Source organism: Streptomyces sp. NPDC039430 (genome assembly GCF_055639435.1).
Window position 1 is genome coordinate 119,828 of record NZ_JBVKAK010000011.1, and the last position, 15,980, is coordinate 135,807.

Genomic DNA, 15,980 nt, shown 5'->3' on the forward strand with positions numbered 1-15,980 from the left:
GTGCGCCTCACACAGGGCCGCCCCACAGGGGCTGGTCGCGCCGGCGCGTTCGCCCTTCCCCGTCACCGTCCGCTCACCGCCGGCTCATCGCCGCCCGCGGTGACCGAGCCGTGCCGAGAGCGCGCCCGCGCCCTTCACGGCGAGCCGGGCGAGCTCCTCCTCGCGCGCGTCGCTCCACCGGATCATCGGTACGGAGATGGACAGGGCCGCGACCACCCGGCCCGCGCTGTCCCGTACCGGCGCCGCCACACAGCTCACATCGGGGTTGGACTCGCGGTGCTCGACGGCGACGCCGCGCTCCCTGATCTCCGCCAGCTCCGCCCGCAGCACCTCAGGATCGGTGATGCTGGCGGGCGTCATCGCGGTGAACTCACGCCCGGCGATACGGTTCTCCAGCTCGGCGCCGGGCAGTGAGGCGAGCAGCATCTTGCCGACCGAGGTGCAGTGGGCGGGCAGCCGGCGGCCGGCCGCCGAGACCATCCTGACCGCGTGGGTGGAGTCCACCTTCGCGATGTAGATGACGTCGGTCTCCTCCAGGATCGCGACATGCACGGTCTCGTCGCACGTCTCGGCGATCTCGCGGGCGACATGCCCGCCCTCGGCGGCGAGATCGAGCTGTTCCGCGTATCTGCTGCCGAGTTGGTAGGAGCGCACACCGAGCCGGTAGCGGCCTGGCTGCCCCGGGACCGCCGCCAGATACGAGCGGGCCGCGAGCGTGGTGAGCAGTTCGTGCGCGGTGGTGCGCGGGAGTTGGAGTCTCCTGATGACATCGGGCGCGGAGAGCGTGCCGTCACCGTCCAGGAACAGTTCCAGTATGTCCAGGGCCCGCGTCACCGCGGGGACCAGCCGTCCCACGATCGCTCACCCACCCCTCTTGTTCGGTACTTCGGCCAGCGGCCGGAATCACGAACAAAGGCTAACCGTCGCCCGCCCCATTGACACCCTCGGAGTGCCTGAATAGCGTCACGCCACGATTTCGAACGAGTGACGAAATATCGAACAGACGAGGGGCAACTGCCGTGCGCATCACGGGAATCAGCACACACGTGGTCGGTACGCCGTGGCGTAACCTCACGTATGTCCTTGTTCGTACGGACGAAGGGCTCACCGGGGTCGGCGAAACCCGGATGCTCGGCAGGACGGACGCGCTGCTCGGCTATCTGCGCGAGGCCGAGGCCAACCACATCCAGGGCTCGGACCCGTTCGCCGTCGAGGATCTCGTACGGCGGATGAAGTACGGCGACTACGGGCGGGCCGGCGAGATCGTGATGTCGGGCATCGCCGTTGTGGAGATGGCCTGTTGGGACATCAAGGGCAAGGCGCTGGGCGTGCCGGTGTGGCAGTTGCTCGGTGGCAAGGTCACGGACCGGGTCAAGGCGTACGCCAATGGCTGGTACACCACGGAACGGACCCCCGAGGCGTACCACGAGGCGGCCGAGGCGGTGATCGCGCGCGGCTACCGGGCCCTGAAGATCGACCCGTTCGGCACCGGCCACTTCGAGCTGGACCGGGCGGCGTCGAACGAGGCGGTGGCGCTGATCGAGGCGGTGCGGGACGCGATCGGGCCCGACGCGGAGCTGATGCTGGAGATGCACGGCCGGTTCAGCCCGTCGACCGCCGTACGGCTGGCGCGCGAGCTGGCGCCGTACGCCCCGGCCTGGCTGGAGGAGCCGGTGCCGCCGGAGAACCTCAAGGCGCTGGCGAAGGTCGCGGGGAAGGTCGATCTGCCGATCGCGACCGGTGAACGGATCCATGACCGGATCGAGTTCCGCGAGCTGTTCGAGTCGCAGGCCGCCGACATCATCCAGCCGGACGTGGGGCACATCGGCGGCATCCTGGAGACCCGGAAGCTGGCCGCGACCGCCGAGACGCACTGCACACTGATCGCGCCGCACAATGTGGGCGGTTCGGTGCTGACCGCCGCGAGTCTGCAACTGGCCGCCTGCACACCGAACTTCAAGATCCTTGAGCACTTCAATGACTTCGCGGACGCGGAGATCAAGAAGGTCGTCACCGGCGCGCCGGAGGTCGATCCCGGGACAGGGTGTTTCGAGGTGTCGCACGCGCCGGGCCTCGGGGTCGAGTTCGATGTGGCGGCGGCGGCCGAATTCCCGCAGCAGCACGCGCGGTTCGACCTGTGGGCCGAGGGCTGGGAGAAGCGCGACCCGAAGGCGCCCCGGTGACCGGCGCGGCGGTGAGCGGTTGCGCGGGGACCGGCGCCGCGGCGACCGGCCGGGCGATCGTCGTCGACCGGCCCGGCGTCCACCGGCTGGTGAGCGGCCCCGTGCCCGTCCCCGGCCCCGGCGAGGTGCGGGTACGGGTGGCCGCCGCCGGGATCTGCATGAGCGACCGCGAGGTGTACGACGGCCATCGCGACGCGGCCTATGTGCGCTATCCGGTGACGCCCGGTCATGAGTGGTCGGGGACGGTCGACGCGGTGGGCGAGGGTGTCGACGCGCGGCTGACCGGCCGCGCGACGGTCGCCGAGGGGTTCCGGTACTGCGCGACCTGCGCGCGGTGCCGGGCCGGTGAGACCTCGCTGTGCGCCACCGGCTACGACGAGACGGGCTTCACCGTTCCCGGCGCGTTCGCCGACCATGTCGTGGTGCCCGCCCGGCTGTTGCATCCGCTCGCCGATGACACGGACCTGCGGGCAGCCGCCCTGCTGGAACCGGCCGCCGTCGTGGCCGCCGCGGTACGGTCCGGCCGCCCGGAGCCGGGTGAGCGGATCGCGGTCGTGGGCGCGGGCACGCTCGGGCTGCTCGCCGTACAGCTCCTCGCCGCCTCCTCCCCCGCCGAGCTGGCGGTGTTCGATCCGCGGACCGAACGGTCCCTGCCGGCGCGGGAGTTCGGCGCGACGCTGACCGGGACCCCCGAGGACGCCGAGGAGCTGGGCGGCCGGTACGACCTGGTGGTGGAGACCGCGGGGGCACCGTCCACAGCGGCCTCGTCCTGTCTGCTGCCCCGGCGCGGCGGCCGGGTGGTGCTCACCGGCATGTTCACCCCCGGCGCGACCGGGATCGACCCCGTACTGCTGACACTCCGTCAGCTGACGGTACGGGGTGTCTTCGGCGCGCCGTCCGCCGCCTGGGCCTTCGCCGTACGGGCGTTCACCGCCGGGCTGCTGGCCCCGGCTCCGCTGATCACCCACGAGTTCCCGCTGGAGCGGTACGGCGAGGCCGTGTCCCTGGTCGGCGGCGGCGCTCCCGGCACCGGGAAGGTGCTGCTGCGCCCCTGACCCGGATCCGTACGACAACGCGCACCACTGAACCGGAGGACTCGTCCGTGACCGACGTATCAGCCCCCGCTCCCCGCCGTCCCGGCGCCCCGGCGCTCGCCTCGCTCGGACTGGCCGCGCCCGAACCCCGCCCCGTGGACGCCTCCCCGCACGCCTTCCCCGACGGTGGCCGCTGGCGTACCGAGATCCCCTCGGTGGAGGGCCCCGAGAGTCTGGCGGAGGTCCTGAGGGAGTCGGCCCGTCTCGATGTGCCCATCCACCGCGTCAGCCAGGGCAGCGGCGTCTGGATGCTCTCCGACGCCGAGATCACCGAGATGGCCGGCGCCTGCGCGGCCCGCGACATCGAGCTGTGCCTGTTCACCGGGCCGCGTGGGACATGGGACACCGGCGGCTCGACCCGTACGGACTCCGGCGGCGCGGGACCGCGCGCCCGTGGCCATGACGCCCTGGCCGGCTGTGTCGAGGACGCCCTGCGCGCGACCGGACTCGGGGTGAGGTGTCTGCTCGTCGCGGACGAGGGCGTGCTGTGGACCCTGCACCGGCTGCGTGCCCGGGGCGTGCTGCCCGCCGACACCACGTTCAAGGTGTCGGCGCTGATCGGCCCGGTCAACCCGGCGTCGTACGCGGTGTTCGAGCGGCTGGGCGCCGACTCGATCAATATCCCCTCGGATGTGGCGCTCGCGCATGTCAGCGAGGTCCGCCGGGTGAGCCGCGCGCCGATGGACCTCTACATCGAGGCGCCCGACGACCTCGGCGGCTATGTGCGGATGTACGAGACGGCGGAGGTGATCCGGCGCGGCGCCCCTCTCTATCTCAAGTTCGGACTGTCGAAAGCGCCCGGAATCTATCCGTACGGCGCCCAGTTGCGGGACACCGCCCTCAGCAGCGCCCGTGAACGGGTGCGCCGTGGCCGGCTCGTCCTCGATCTGCTCATCCGGCACGGCGCCGACGGCGGGATGTCGCCGCTCGGCTCCCGGCTGCCCGGTCCGCTCAGCCGCTTCCCCCAGACCCCGGACCCGTCATGACCCCCACCACGTCATGCCCAGGGCCCCTCATGACCCCGGCCATGTCATGCCCAGGACCAGCCACGATCCCAGACAAGGACTGATGCCTCCATGCGCACTCGCCGAGCCGCACTCGCCGTCACCGCCGTATCGCTGGTCCTCTCGCTCGCCGCCTGCGGGCAGAGCGGTGAGGGCGGCAGCAAGGACGACACGAAGGACAGCGGGGGCTCCACCATCGGCATCGCGATGCCGACCAAGTCGTCCGAGCGCTGGATAGCCGACGGCGCGAACATGGTCGCCCAGTTCGAGAAGCTGGGTTACAAGACCAATCTCCAGTACGGCGAGGACAACGTTGCCCAGCAGGTCGCCCAGATCGAGAACATGATCACCAAGGGGGTGGACGTCCTGGTGATCGCCGCCATCGACGGCCGGGCCCTCAGCGATGTCCTCCAGCAGGCGGCCGACCGGGACATCGAGGTGATCTCGTACGACCGGCTGATCCTCGGCACGGAGAACGTCGACTACTACGCGTCCTTCGACAACGAGAAGGTCGGCGTCCTCCAGGCCACGTATCTCCTCGACAAGCTGGGTCTGCGGGACGGCGGCGAGAAGGGCCCGTTCACCATCGAGCTGTTCGCCGGATCGCCGGACGACAACAACACCCGGTACTTCTTCGACGGCGCGTGGAAGACCCTCAAGCCGTTCATCGACAGGAAGCAGCTCGTCGTACGGAGCGGCCAGACCAGGCTGGACCAGGTCACCACCCTGCGCTGGGACGGTGGCACCGCGCAGAAGCGGATGGACGACCTGCTGACCGGGGCGTACGGCTCGCAGCGGGTGGACGCGGTGCTCTCGCCGTACGACGGCATCTCCATCGGCATCCTGTCGGCGCTCAAGTCGGACGGTTACGGTACGGCCGCCCAGCCGTATCCGCTGGTCACCGGGCAGGACGCGGAGGTCGCCTCGATCAAGTCGATCATCGCGGGCCAGCAGACGCAGACCGTCTACAAGGACACCCGCGCGCTCGCCGAACAGGCCGTGCGGATGGCGGACGCCGTACTCCACGACAAGAAGCCGGAGGTCAATGACGAGAAGACCTACGACAACGAGGTGAAGGTCGTCCCGGCGTATCTGCTGGACCCGGTCAGCGTCGACAAGTCCAACTACCGGGCGGAGCTGGTCGATTCCGGTTACATCAAGGCGAGTGACCTGACATGAGCGCCCACACCGGCGGGCCGGCTCCGGTCCTGGAGATGCGCTCCATCGTGAAGACCTTCCCGGGGGTCAGGGCGCTCTCCGGTGTCAGCCTCACGGTCGCCCGGGGCGAGGTGCACGCCGTCTGCGGAGAGAACGGCGCGGGCAAGTCGACGCTCATGAAGGTGCTCAGCGGGGTGCATCCGCACGGCAGTTACGAGGGCGAGATCCTCTTCGAGGGCTCTCCCTGCGCCTTCCGGGACATCAGGGCCAGTGAGGACCGGGGCATTGTGATCATCCATCAGGAACTGGCCCTGATCCCCTACTTGTCGATCGCGGAGAACATCTTCCTCGGCAACGAGCACGCCACCCGTGGCTTCATCAGCTGGCACGACACCCTCGGGCACGCGGCTTCGCTGCTCAGGCGGGTGGGTCTGGACGAGCGCCCGCAGACCCGGGTCGCCGATATCGGGGTCGGCAAGCAGCAGCTCGTGGAGATCGCGAAAGCGCTCGCGAAGAAGGTGAGGCTGCTGATCCTGGACGAGCCGACCGCCGCGCTCAACGACGGCGACAGCGCCCGGCTCCTGCGGCTGATAAGGGAGTTGAAGGAGCAGGGCATCACCTCGATCATCATCTCGCACAAGCTGAACGAGATAGCCGAGGTGGCCGACTCCGTCACGATCCTGCGGGACGGCCGGACCATCGAGACCCTCGATGTGTGGGCCGGATCGACCACCGAGGACCGGATCATCCGGGGCATGGTCGGCCGCGATCTCGACCACCGCTTCCCCGAACGCACCCCCTACGAGGGCGATCCGGGCGCCCACCCCGCGCTGGAGGTACGCGACTGGACGGTGCACCACCCGATCGACCAGCAGCGCAAGGTCGTCGACGGCGTCTCGGTCCAGGTCCGCAGAGGCGAGATCGTCGGGATCGCGGGGCTGATGGGCGCGGGCCGCACCGAACTGGCGATGAGCGTCTTCGGCCGCTCGTACGGCCGGAACATCAGCGGGACCGTACTCAAGGACGGCCGCGAGATCGGTACGCGGACGGTGCCGGAGGCCGTCGCGCACGGCATCGCGTACGTCACCGAGGACCGCAAGCGGTACGGGCTCAACCTCATCGACACCATCGGCCGCAACATCACCCTGAGCGCCCTGTCGAAGGTCGCCAGCCGCGGGGTGGTCGACGAGCACGAGGAGACACGGGTCGCCGAGTCGTACCGCACGAGCATGAACATCAAGGCGCCGACGGTCTTCGAACAGGTCGGCAGGCTGTCGGGCGGCAACCAGCAGAAGGTCGTCCTCGGCAAATGGATCTTCGCGGGACCCGAGGTGCTGATCCTCGACGAACCCACGCGCGGCATCGACGTCGGCGCGAAGTACGAGATCTACACCGTCATCGACCGGCTCGCCGCCGAGGGCAAGGCCGTCATCTTCATCTCCTCCGAACTCCCCGAACTGCTCGGCATGTGCGACCGCGTCTACACGATGGCGGCGGGCCGGCTGACCGGTGAGATCCCACGGGCGGAAGCGACCCAGGAAGTCCTGATGCGTCACATGACCAAGAACACGAGGTAGTCGACATGGGTCCGGTCACCACCGATGCGCCGAAGGGCGACACACCGAAGGAATCCCCACCGTCGCCCCCGTCCGGGCGGAGCGGTACGGGGGCACTCCTGCTGGACGCCGCGCGCCGCAATATGCGGCAGTACGGGATGCTGATCGCGCTCGGCCTGATCGTCGTCCTGTTCGAGATCTGGACCGACGGCGTCCTGCTCAAGCCGAACAACGTCACCAATCTGGTGCTCCAGAACAGCTACATCCTGGTCCTCGCCATCGGGATGATGATCGTCATCATCGCGGGCCATATCGATCTCTCGGTCGGCTCGCTGGCCGCGTTCGTCTCCGCGGCCTGCGCGGTGATGATGGTCGAGCACGACATCCCCTGGGTGCTCGCGCTGGTCCTCGGGCTGCTCATCGGGGCGGTCGCCGGGGCCTGGCAGGGGTTCTGGATCGCGTACGTCGGCATTCCGTCGTTCATCGTGACACTCGCCGGGATGCTGCTGTTCCGCGGCGGTACGCAGATCTTCCTGGGGTCGCGCTCGCTCGGCCCGTTCCCCGAGGGCTTCCAGAAGATCTCGACCGGCTATCTCCCCGAGATCGGCCCGGCCACCAACTACCACAATCTGACGCTGCTGATGGGGCTGGCGCTGCTGGCGTTCGCGCTGTTCCAGGAGTTCAGGGACCGGCGCCGGCAGCGGGCGTACGACCTGGAGGTGCTCCCCCGCAATCTCTTCCTCGTCAAGTGCGTGGCGCTCGCCGCCGCCGTACTCGCCTTCACGATGACGCTGGCCAGCTACCGCGGGGTGCCGGTCGTCCTGCTGCTGCTCGCGGCGCTGCTGATCGGCTTCGGCTTTGTGATGCGCAACGCCGTCGTCGGCCGTCATGTGTACGCGCTCGGCGGCAATCAGGCCGCGGCGAAGCTGTCCGGCGTCAAGGACAAGCGGGTCACGTTCCTCGTCTTCGTGAATATGGGCGTACTGGCCGCGCTGGCCGGCATCGTCTACGCGGCCCGCCTCAACGCGGGGGTGCCCCAGGCCGGGATCAACTTCGAACTGGAGGCCATCGCCGCCGCGTTCATCGGCGGCGCGTCGATGAGCGGTGGTGTCGGCACGGTCCTCGGCGCGATCATCGGCGGGCTGGTGCTCGGCGTGCTCAACAACGGCATGTCGCTCGTGGGCATCGGCACGGACTACCAACAGGTCATCAAGGGGCTGGTGCTGCTCGCGGCGGTCGGCTTCGACGTCTGGAACAAGCGCCGCGTGGGCGCCTGAGACACACCACGCGCGGAGCACTCGAAACGTACGCGCGGCGCCGCAGCACACCTGAATAGTGCTGCGACGCCGCGCCCCCGCTACCGGTTACAGCTTGCGTGCCACCGCCGCGTACCCCGGGATCGGCTCGTTGCCGGGAACCGGTACGACCTCCCCCAGCCCGGGGCGCCAGTCGGCGGCCAGTGAGACCCCGGGCTCGACCAGGTCGAGCCCCGTGAAGAACGCGGCGAACTCGTCCCGCGAGCGGAGGGCCAGGGTCAGACCGCGCTGCCGGTACAGCGCACGGGCCTGGTCCGAGCTCTCCCGGTCGAAATCGCCGGTGGCGTGCGAGATGACGAGATAGCTGCCGGACGGCAGCGGTTCGAGCAGCCGGCGCACCAGCTCGTACGCGCCGTCCTCGTCCGAGACGAAGTGGAGCAGCGCGATGAGGGAGAGCGCGACCGGCCGGTCGAGGTCCAGGATCGTGCCCGCGGCCGCGACGATGCTCTCCGGATCGCGCACATCGGCCTGGACGTACTCGGTGACGCCCTCCGGAGTGCTGCGCAGCAGCGCCTCGGCGTGCCGGAGGACGATCGGGTCGTTGTCCGTGTAGACGATCCGGGAGTCGGGGGCGACCTCCTGGGCTATCTGGTGGAGATTGGGTTCGGTGGGGATGCCCGTACCGATGTCGAGGAACTGGCGCACCCCGCCTTCGGCGCAGAGCCAGCGGGTGGCGCGGTGCATGAACGCCCGGTTGACCCGGGCCATTTCGGGACCCCTCGCGTCCAGTGTGAGAAGCTGCTTCGCCATCTCCTCGTCCACCGGGTAATTGTCCTTGCCGCCGAGGAACCAGTCGTACACCCGGGCCGGATGCGGCTTGGTGGTGTCGATCGGGTCATGCCCGGTCATGTGCGCTCCATGAGTCTCAGGTCAATGAGTCGATGAGTCGAGATGTGGAGATGTGGAGATGTGGAGAAAGCAAAGCGGGGGTGGAGCGGGTTCGGCCGAGTGGGATCGGCTGATGGAGATGGGGATCAGGTGAGCAGGAAGTCCGCCTGGCCCGACTTGGCACCCTGGATGAAGGCGGCGATCTCATTGGTGGTGTAGATCAGTGCGGGGCCGTCAGGGTCGGCGGACTGGCGCACGGCGACTCTGCCGTCGGCCAGCTTCATGGCCTCGATGCAGTTGCCGCCGTTGCCACCACTCCACGGCTTGTGCCAGCCTTCGGCGCCGAGGTCGGCGGCGGGCATGCCGTTGTATATGGGATCCATTCACAGCTCCTTGCGGACATCCTTGAGGATCTCCTTCGTGCGTTGTGCAGTTGCGGCCTGGGCCGCCATCCGGTCCATGACCTCCAGGTGGGTGGCCACTTCGGGACGAGCATCGAGATAGACGGCACCGGTGAGGTACTCGCTGTAGACCATGTCGGGCAGCTCCGGTACGGCGAAACGGAAGATCACGAACGGCCCGTAGGTACCCGGGTGGTGTCCGGTCGAGAATTCCGCGATCTGGAGGGTCACATTGGGCAGCGTGGCCGCTTCGAGCAGCCGGTCGATCTGTTCCCGCATGATCTCCGGGCTGTCCCCCACCGGGCGGCGCAGCACCGTCTCATCCATGATCACCCAGAATTTGGGCGCGTCCACCCGGGTCAGGAGTGACTGGCGTTCCATCCGGAGCGCCACATGGCGCTCGATGTCCTCCGGCCGCGCCTGCCCCACGGCGCCTGCGTTCATGACGGCGCGCGCGTAGCCCTCGGTCTGGAGCAGCCCGGGGACGAAGTGCGGTTCGTACGCCCTGAGCAGCGCGGCGGACCCCTCCAGGCTGACATACATGCTGAACCAGTCAGGCAGGATGTCGTGGAACCGCTGCCACCAGCCCGGCTTGTTGGCTTCCTCGGTGAGTTCGACGAACGCGTCGGCCTCGTCCTCGGGGATCCCGTAGGCCCTGAGCAGCACCTGTACATAGGGGATCTTGAGCGCGACCTCGGCCGTCTCCATGCGGCGTATCGTCGCCGGCGCCACGCGGAGAAGCTTGGCGGCCTCCTCGCGCTTCAGTCCGGCACGCTCACGCAGATCCTGCAGTCGTCTGCCCAGTACGACCTGTCCCACGGTCGGGGCGGACCGCGGCTCACTCACTTCTGGGTCCTCCCCACGCACGGTTGACAGCAGTCTGCCATGTCTCTTCCACGAAGAACACGGCACTCTGAAAAATTCAGAGTGCTACTTGCCAAGTGTCCTCGGCGGGTGGAGAGTGGATCGGTGAACCAGTTCACGCGGTTGTCGCGCTCTGCCACGGGAGAGGTCTTGCGCGCGAAAGCTGCTCCCCCACCGTTAGGAATCGGTCGTGGCACCTGGTAACGCGCTCACCCCCCAGCTCATAGCCCTGTGCCCTGGCAACGTTGTCCGTCGTTACGGGTTCCAATTGCCGTCTCACGCCGAGTCGGTCTGCCGCGCGAGACAGCTGACGCGCGACCGCCTCGACACCTGGGAGGTGGACGAGGAGACCCGCGAGACCGTGGTGCTCGTCGTGTCCGAGCTGGTCACCAACGCGGTGGTGCACGCCGCCGGTGACCACGTCATCTGCGAGATCCGGCAGACCAACGGAAAGCTGCGGATCGCGGTGGAGGACCAGGGGTACGGGCCGACCGGGCCGCAGCTGCACCACGCCGAGGAAGGCGAGAGCCAGGGCGAGGGCGGCCGCGGACTGTTTCTCGTCGATTCCATATGCAGCGGCTGGGGAGCCCACGACACCTCGGGATACGGACCCGGGCGCGTCGTCTGGGCGGAACTGTCACACGGAGCGGAGCAGTCATGCTGAAGACCACGCTGCAGCGCCTTTCGCGCGGCCTGCGCACCGAGTCATCTCCCGGACACGTACAGCTGCCACTCCCGCCGACCCTGCCCGCCTCGCTGGGGTGTGACGCCGTGGGCATCCCGGCGGAGCACGGCTTCCGGCTGATGGCGCGGCTGCCGAGGAAGGGCTGTATCTTCGCCGACACCGAGCGGTGGTGGTGGATCGTCCCGGCGGGCTCGGACCTCGATCTGACCTGGCCGTCCCCGGCCCGCTATGTCGCGGGGACGAGCGTGCCCGCGACGCACCCCCGGCTGATCCACTGGCCGGAGGACCCCACGCCGTACACGCCTCCGATCCCCTTCTACCTCATGGTCTGCCAGCTGACCGGCACCGCCCCGTCCTGGGAGCCGGACGGCACGGCGGGGACGGTACCGGCACAGCGGGGCTAGCCCCTGCCGTCACAGCCCTCTCGTCACAGCGCTCTCGTCACAGCCCCTGTCATCCCAGCCCCTGTCATCACGGTCGTCGTCACGGTCGCTGTCGTCACGGTCCCGCCTGCCCGGCCGGCCGGCTTGGTGCTCCGGTCCCGCGATCGCGGGCCGATCACATAGGCTCGTGGTCGAGATGAACAACAACCACACTTCCCTCGGCCCGAAGGCCGACAAAGAGACCGTGCGGCGGCACAATCTGAGCCTTGTGCTGCGCGCGGTACGGGACGAGGGCGAGGCGACCCGGGCCGGTGTCGCGGCGCGGGTGGGCCTGACGAGGGCGGCCGTGTCGTCCCTGGTCGAGCAGTTGCTGGACAGCGGTTTCCTCTCCGAGTCCGGCAAGACGTTCAGCGGTCAGGCCGGGCGCCCCGGCACCGTGCTGAAGGTGACGCGCACAGGGCCCGCGGGGATCGGCGTCGAGATCAATATCGACTATGTGTCGGTGTGCGTGGTCGACCTGTCCGGCACCGACCGGGTCCGGCTGACCGAACACCTCGACAACCGCGGTTCCCGGCCCTCCGATGTACTGACCCGCTGCGCCCGGATCGCCGCCCGCACCCTGGAGTCCGCCGCCGAGCAGGATCTGCTGCCGGTCGGGGTCCAACTCGCCCTGCCGGGGCTGGTGTCGGGCGGTAGGGTCCGACAGGCCCCGAACCTCGGCTGGAACCTCGTCCCCTCCGACGAGTTGTTCGCCTCCGCGCTGGCCGAGCTGCGGCCCGATCTGCCCCCGCTGCCGGTGAGTTCGGAGAACGAGGCCAACCTCGCGGCACTGGCGGAGCTGTGGTTCGGCGAACTCGGCCCGCTCCGTACCTTCCTCTATCTGACCGGCGAGATCGGCGTCGGCGGCGCCCTGGTGCTCAACGGCGAACTGCTGCGCGGGGCCCATGGGTTCGCCGGCGAGATCGGCCATGTGGTCGTCGATCCGGAGGGGCCGCTGTGCCGCTGCGGGTCCCGGGGCTGCCTGGAGCAGTACGCGGGCCAGTCCGCGCTGCTGCGGGCGGCGGGGATCGACGAGAACGCGGGGGTGCCGGGCGTGGCCGAGCTGGGGCTGCGGGCGGACGCGGGCGACCCCCAGGCCATCGCCGCCGTGGAGCGGGCCGGGCAGACGCTGGGCCGGGTGCTGTCGGGTGCGGTGAACCTCTTCGATCCGGACGCGGTCGTCCTCGGCGGGATCTACCGCGAGCTGATGCCCTGGCTCTCACCGGCCGCGGACCAGGAGCTGACCGCCCGGGTGGTCTCGGGCCTGTGGGAGAGCGACAGCGGGCGGCTGCGCGGGTCCTCCTCGGCGGGGGACGCGGCGCGCGGCGCGGCGGCCCTGGTCGTCCAGGCGGTACTGGCCGATCCGGTGGCGTACGTACACCGCGAGACGCGCGGGACGGGCTGACGTACGACAGATACGACACGTACGACACCGCCGGCAACGCGCGCGGGAAGGGCTTGCGTCAGCCCGTCCCGCGCGCGTTCGCCGTGGCGCCGAGTGGCTCCCGGCGGCTCCTGGTCGCCGCCGGTCGCTCCCGCGCTCAGCGCACGCCGAGGAGGTGGTCCATGGCGAGCTGGTCGAGGTGCTCGAACGCCATGCCGCGCGCGGCGGCGGCGTCCACGTCGAACTCCTCGTAGGCACCGCGGTCGGCCAGCAGCGCGGTCACGCCCTCGGGCGCGGTGGGCTGCGCCAGCTCGTCCACGCGGGACGCGCGCAGCGCCTCCTGGACGAGCGGGTCGGCGCGGAAGGACGCGGCACGCTCCTTGAGGATCAGATAGTTGCGCATGCAGCCGGCGGCGGAGGCCCACACCCCGTCGATGTCCTCGGTGCGCGGCGGCTTGAAGTCGAAGTGCCGCGCGCCCTCCCAGCCCGCGTTCTCCAGCAGGTCGACCAGCCAGAAGGCGGCGCGCAGGTCACCGGCGCCGAACCGCAGGTCCTGGTCGTAGCGGGTGCCGTGCTGGCCGTTGAGGTCGATGTGGAAGAGCTTGCCCGACCACAGCGCCTGGGCGATGGCGTGCGGGAAGTTGAGCCCGGCCATCTGCTCGTGGCCGACCTCGGGGTTGACGCCGAACAGGTCGGGGCGCTCCAGGCGGTCGATGAACGCCAGGGCGTGGCCGACGGTGGGCAGCAGGATGTCTCCGCGCGGCTCGTTGGGCTTGGGCTCGATGGCGAACTTGAGGTCGTAGCCCTGCTCGACGACATACTCCCCGAGCAGGTCGAAGGCCTCCTTCATCCGGTCGAGGGCGAGGCGGATGTCCTTGGCTCCGCCCGACTCGGCGCCTTCACGGCCGCCCCAGGCGACGAAGGTCCTGGCGCCCAGTTCGGCCGCGAGGTCGACATTGCGGAGCACCTTGCGCAGCGCGTAGCGGCGGATGTCGCGGTCGTTCGCGGTGAAGCCACCCTCCTTGAAGACGGGGTGGGTGAAGAGGTTGGTGGTGACCATCTCGACCGTGATACCGGTCTCCTCGGTCGCCTGCCTGAACCGCTTGATGTGCGCTTCGCGCTCCGCCTCCGTCGAGCCGAACGGAATGAGGTCGTCGTCGTGGAAGGTCACACCCCACGAGCCGAGCTCCGCGAGTCGGTGAACCGATTCGACGGGATCCAGCGCCGGGCGGGTCTCGTCGCCGAACGGGTCCTTGCCCTGCCAGCCCACCGTCCAGAGGCCGAAACTGAACTTGTCCTCGGGGGTGGGGGTGAAGCGTTCCGTCATGACTCTGGCCGCCTTCGATACCTCAGGTCCGGCACGTGCCGACCTTATTTGTTTCCTGACATGACTAATAATGCACGGGGATGGGGGTGTGCAAAAGACCCCACACGCCAACGGACACAGGATGATGATCGTCGGCACGGTTCCCGTGTGCCACACCATCGCGTAATTTGTTTCATCGACGTTCAATCTGGAGGTACGCCCATGTCCCGGAACCCGGTCGTCATCGGCGTGGACAGCTCCACCCAGTCCACGAAGGCGGCTTTCACGGACGCCACCACAGGACGGCTGCTCGCCGTGGGCCGCGCGCCGCACCGGGTGACCGGTGAGGGCGGCGCCCGGGAGACGGACCCGGAGGTGTGGTGGAACGCACTGCGCGAGGCGGTCGCCGCCGGTCTCAAGGAATCCGGGGTGGACGCCTCGGACGTGACCGGCATAGCCGTCGCCGGTCAGCAGCACGGTCTGGTGGTGCTCGACCGCACCGGCCGGCCGCTGCGCCCCGCGCTGCTCTGGAACGACACCCGCTCCGCCCCGCAGGCCGCCGCGCTCACCGAGACGCTGGGCGGCCCCGACGCCTGGACGGCGCGCACGGGCTCCGTACCGGTGGCCTCGATGACCGCCTCCAAGTGGCAGTGGCTGCGGGAGAACGACCCCGCCATCGCCGAGGCCACCGCGGCCATCCGGCTCCCGCACGACTTTCTCACCGAGCGGCTCTCGGGCACCGCGGCGACCGACGCCGGTGACGCCTCGGGCACCTGCTGGTACTCCACCGCCACCGGGGAGTACGACCCCGAACTGCTGGCGCTCCTCGGTCTCGACGCCGATCTGCTGCCCACGGTCGCCACGACCGGCGCCGCGCGCGTCGGCTCGCTCACGGCCGGCTCCGCGGCGGAACTGGGCCTGCCCGCGGGCATCGCCGTGGCCGCCGGCACCGGCGACAACATGAGCGCGGCCGTCGGGCTCGGCTTCGGCGGCGCCGGGCTGCTGGACCACCCGGTGCTCAGCCTCGGCACGTCGGGAACGGTCTTCGCGGCCACCCGCACCCGCCCCGGCTCCCCCGCCCTCGCCGGATTCGCGGCGGCGGACGGTACGTATCTGCCGCTGGCCTGCACGCTCAACTGCACGCTCGCCGTCGACAAGGTGGCCTCGCTGCTCCGGCTCGACCGGGAGGACGCGGTGCCGGGCGGCGAAGCCGTACTGCTCCCCTATCTGGACGGCGAACGCACCCCCGATCTGCCCGCCGCCTCGGGCCTGCTGACCGGGCTGCGCCATGACACCACCCCGCAGCAGCTGCTGGGCGCCGCCTACGAGGGCGCGGCCGTCACCGTACTGCGCGCGCTGGACGAGGTGCTGCGCGCCTGCGGCCTCGACCCCGCGGCCCCCGAGGTGGCGGGCCGCCCGCTGCGCCTGGTCGGCGGCGGTGCGCAGGGCCGGATGTGGGTGGATACGGTCCGCCGGCTCTCCGGCCGCCGGGTGATCGTCCCGACGAGCGGCGAACTGGTCGCGCTGGGCGCCGCCGCGCTGGCCGCGGGCGCGGCGACGGGCGAGGACGCGGTGGCGATCGCGACCTCCTGGCGGACCGGAGACGGGCCCGAACTGCCCCCGGTGGAACGGGACGTGGAGACCTGGGAGCGCGTGGGATCGGTCCTGGACAGGGCGGCGCCGAGCCTGCTGAGCTGACCTGCTGAGCTGGGCCGGTACGCGCCCGGGTCGTCGGTTCCGCCGCCGCCACCGGTCCGCCGCCGGTCGTCGTCGGCCCGG

At 70.0% G+C, this 15,980-nt stretch carries 15 protein-coding genes; 10 read left to right on the plus strand and 5 right to left on the minus strand.

Translation table 11 applies throughout. The annotated features are described in order from the left end of the window. Positions 1–84 precede the first annotated feature (84 nt). Positions 85–855: an IclR family transcriptional regulator gene (locus ACZ7LS_RS26195; protein WP_382525996.1), complete on the minus strand. Its 771-nt coding sequence runs from the start codon at positions 853–855 to the stop codon at positions 85–87. 164 nt (positions 856–1,019) lie between these two features. Here ACZ7LS_RS26195 and ACZ7LS_RS26200 point away from each other — a divergent pair, with 164 nt between their 5' ends. The 6 genes from ACZ7LS_RS26200 (at position 1,020) to mmsB (ending at position 8,272) form a co-directional block, all read left to right on the plus strand. Beyond that, positions 1,020–2,183, plus strand: a complete 1,164-nt coding sequence (locus ACZ7LS_RS26200) for a mandelate racemase/muconate lactonizing enzyme family protein (RefSeq protein ID WP_382670860.1) — start codon at positions 1,020–1,022, stop codon at positions 2,181–2,183. Next, positions 2,180–3,238, plus strand: a complete 1,059-nt coding sequence (locus tag ACZ7LS_RS26205) for a zinc-dependent alcohol dehydrogenase (protein WP_385134081.1) — start codon at positions 2,180–2,182, stop codon at positions 3,236–3,238. The genes ACZ7LS_RS26200 and ACZ7LS_RS26205 overlap by 4 nt, the downstream gene beginning before the upstream one ends. A gap of 47 nt (positions 3,239–3,285) precedes the next feature. Further along, positions 3,286–4,263 carry a hypothetical protein gene (locus ACZ7LS_RS26210; protein WP_385134084.1) on the plus strand — a complete coding sequence of 326 codons (978 nt, stop codon included), beginning with the start codon at positions 3,286–3,288 and terminating at the stop codon, positions 4,261–4,263. Between the two features lie 90 nt (positions 4,264–4,353). After that, complete coding sequence (chvE, locus tag ACZ7LS_RS26215) at positions 4,354–5,460, plus strand: multiple monosaccharide ABC transporter substrate-binding protein (protein WP_382525989.1); 1,107 nt, start codon at positions 4,354–4,356, stop codon at positions 5,458–5,460. Beyond that, on the plus strand, positions 5,457–7,016 hold the full coding sequence (gene mmsA / locus ACZ7LS_RS26220; protein WP_385134087.1) for a multiple monosaccharide ABC transporter ATP-binding protein: 1,560 nt from the start codon (positions 5,457–5,459) through the stop codon (positions 7,014–7,016). Before chvE ends, mmsA begins: the two co-directional genes overlap by 4 nt. 5 nt (positions 7,017–7,021) lie before the next feature. Continuing rightward, entirely contained in the window at positions 7,022–8,272 is a 1,251-nt protein-coding gene (gene mmsB / locus ACZ7LS_RS26225) for a multiple monosaccharide ABC transporter permease (RefSeq protein ID WP_382670870.1), read from the plus strand. Between the two features lie 87 nt (positions 8,273–8,359). On the opposite strand, the gene ACZ7LS_RS26230 is transcribed toward mmsB, so the two are convergent. The 3 genes from ACZ7LS_RS26230 to ACZ7LS_RS26240 form a co-directional block, all read right to left on the minus strand. Next, the gene (locus ACZ7LS_RS26230) at positions 8,360–9,160 is read right to left on the minus strand and encodes an SAM-dependent methyltransferase (protein WP_382525985.1); all 801 of its coding nucleotides are present in this window, start codon (positions 9,158–9,160) and stop codon (positions 8,360–8,362) included. Positions 9,161–9,285: 125 nt separating this feature from the next. Continuing rightward, entirely contained in the window at positions 9,286–9,522 is a 237-nt protein-coding gene (locus ACZ7LS_RS26235; RefSeq protein ID WP_030350290.1) for a DUF397 domain-containing protein, read from the minus strand. Then, positions 9,523–10,386: a helix-turn-helix domain-containing protein gene (locus tag ACZ7LS_RS26240; protein WP_382525982.1), complete on the minus strand. Its 864-nt coding sequence runs from the start codon at positions 10,384–10,386 to the stop codon at positions 9,523–9,525. A gap of 208 nt (positions 10,387–10,594) precedes the next feature. Between ACZ7LS_RS26240 and ACZ7LS_RS26245 the strand changes: the two genes are divergently transcribed. The 3 genes from ACZ7LS_RS26245 to ACZ7LS_RS26255 all read left to right on the plus strand — a co-directional run bounded on the left by ACZ7LS_RS26245 (position 10,595) and on the right by ACZ7LS_RS26255 (position 12,916). Next, positions 10,595–11,068 (plus strand): ATP-binding protein, encoded by a 474-nt coding sequence (locus tag ACZ7LS_RS26245; protein ID WP_382525980.1) that lies wholly within the window; start codon positions 10,595–10,597, stop codon positions 11,066–11,068. Next, positions 11,062–11,493 (plus strand): hypothetical protein, encoded by a 432-nt coding sequence (locus ACZ7LS_RS26250; protein WP_382525979.1) that lies wholly within the window; start codon positions 11,062–11,064, stop codon positions 11,491–11,493. Before ACZ7LS_RS26245 ends, ACZ7LS_RS26250 begins: the two co-directional genes overlap by 7 nt. Positions 11,494–11,668: 175 nt before the next feature. After that, entirely contained in the window at positions 11,669–12,916 is a 1,248-nt protein-coding gene (locus ACZ7LS_RS26255) for an ROK family transcriptional regulator (RefSeq protein ID WP_382877051.1), read from the plus strand. Between the two features lie 136 nt (positions 12,917–13,052). Here the strand turns inward: ACZ7LS_RS26255 and xylA are convergent, their stop codons facing one another. Beyond that, positions 13,053–14,222, minus strand: a complete 1,170-nt coding sequence (xylA, locus tag ACZ7LS_RS26260) for a xylose isomerase (RefSeq protein ID WP_382525977.1) — start codon at positions 14,220–14,222, stop codon at positions 13,053–13,055. 201 nt (positions 14,223–14,423) lie between these two features. Between xylA and xylB the strand changes: the two genes are divergently transcribed. Then, positions 14,424–15,899, plus strand: coding sequence for a xylulokinase (xylB, locus tag ACZ7LS_RS26265; protein WP_385134092.1), 1,476 nt, complete (start codon positions 14,424–14,426; stop codon positions 15,897–15,899). The last annotated feature ends 81 nt before the right edge of the window (positions 15,900–15,980 follow it).

Excerpts from the sequence above, each read along its gene's own strand:
- chvE (WP_382525989.1), top strand. The coding sequence starts at position 4,354 with ATGCGCACTCGCCGAGCCGCACTCGCCGTCACCGCCGTATCGCTGGTC.
- ACZ7LS_RS26235 (WP_030350290.1), bottom strand. The coding sequence starts at position 9,522 with ATGGATCCCATATACAACGGCATGCCCGCCGCCGACCTCGGCGCCGAA.
- ACZ7LS_RS26230 (WP_382525985.1), bottom strand. The coding sequence starts at position 9,160 with ATGACCGGGCATGACCCGATCGACACCACCAAGCCGCATCCGGCCCGG.
- mmsB (WP_382670870.1), top strand. The coding sequence starts at position 7,022 with ATGGGTCCGGTCACCACCGATGCGCCGAAGGGCGACACACCGAAGGAA.
- ACZ7LS_RS26255 (WP_382877051.1), top strand. The coding sequence starts at position 11,669 with ATGAACAACAACCACACTTCCCTCGGCCCGAAGGCCGACAAAGAGACC.
- xylA (WP_382525977.1), bottom strand. The coding sequence starts at position 14,222 with ATGACGGAACGCTTCACCCCCACCCCCGAGGACAAGTTCAGTTTCGGC.
- xylB (WP_385134092.1), top strand. The coding sequence starts at position 14,424 with ATGTCCCGGAACCCGGTCGTCATCGGCGTGGACAGCTCCACCCAGTCC.
- ACZ7LS_RS26250 (WP_382525979.1), top strand. The coding sequence starts at position 11,062 with ATGCTGAAGACCACGCTGCAGCGCCTTTCGCGCGGCCTGCGCACCGAG.
- mmsA (WP_385134087.1), top strand. The coding sequence starts at position 5,457 with ATGAGCGCCCACACCGGCGGGCCGGCTCCGGTCCTGGAGATGCGCTCC.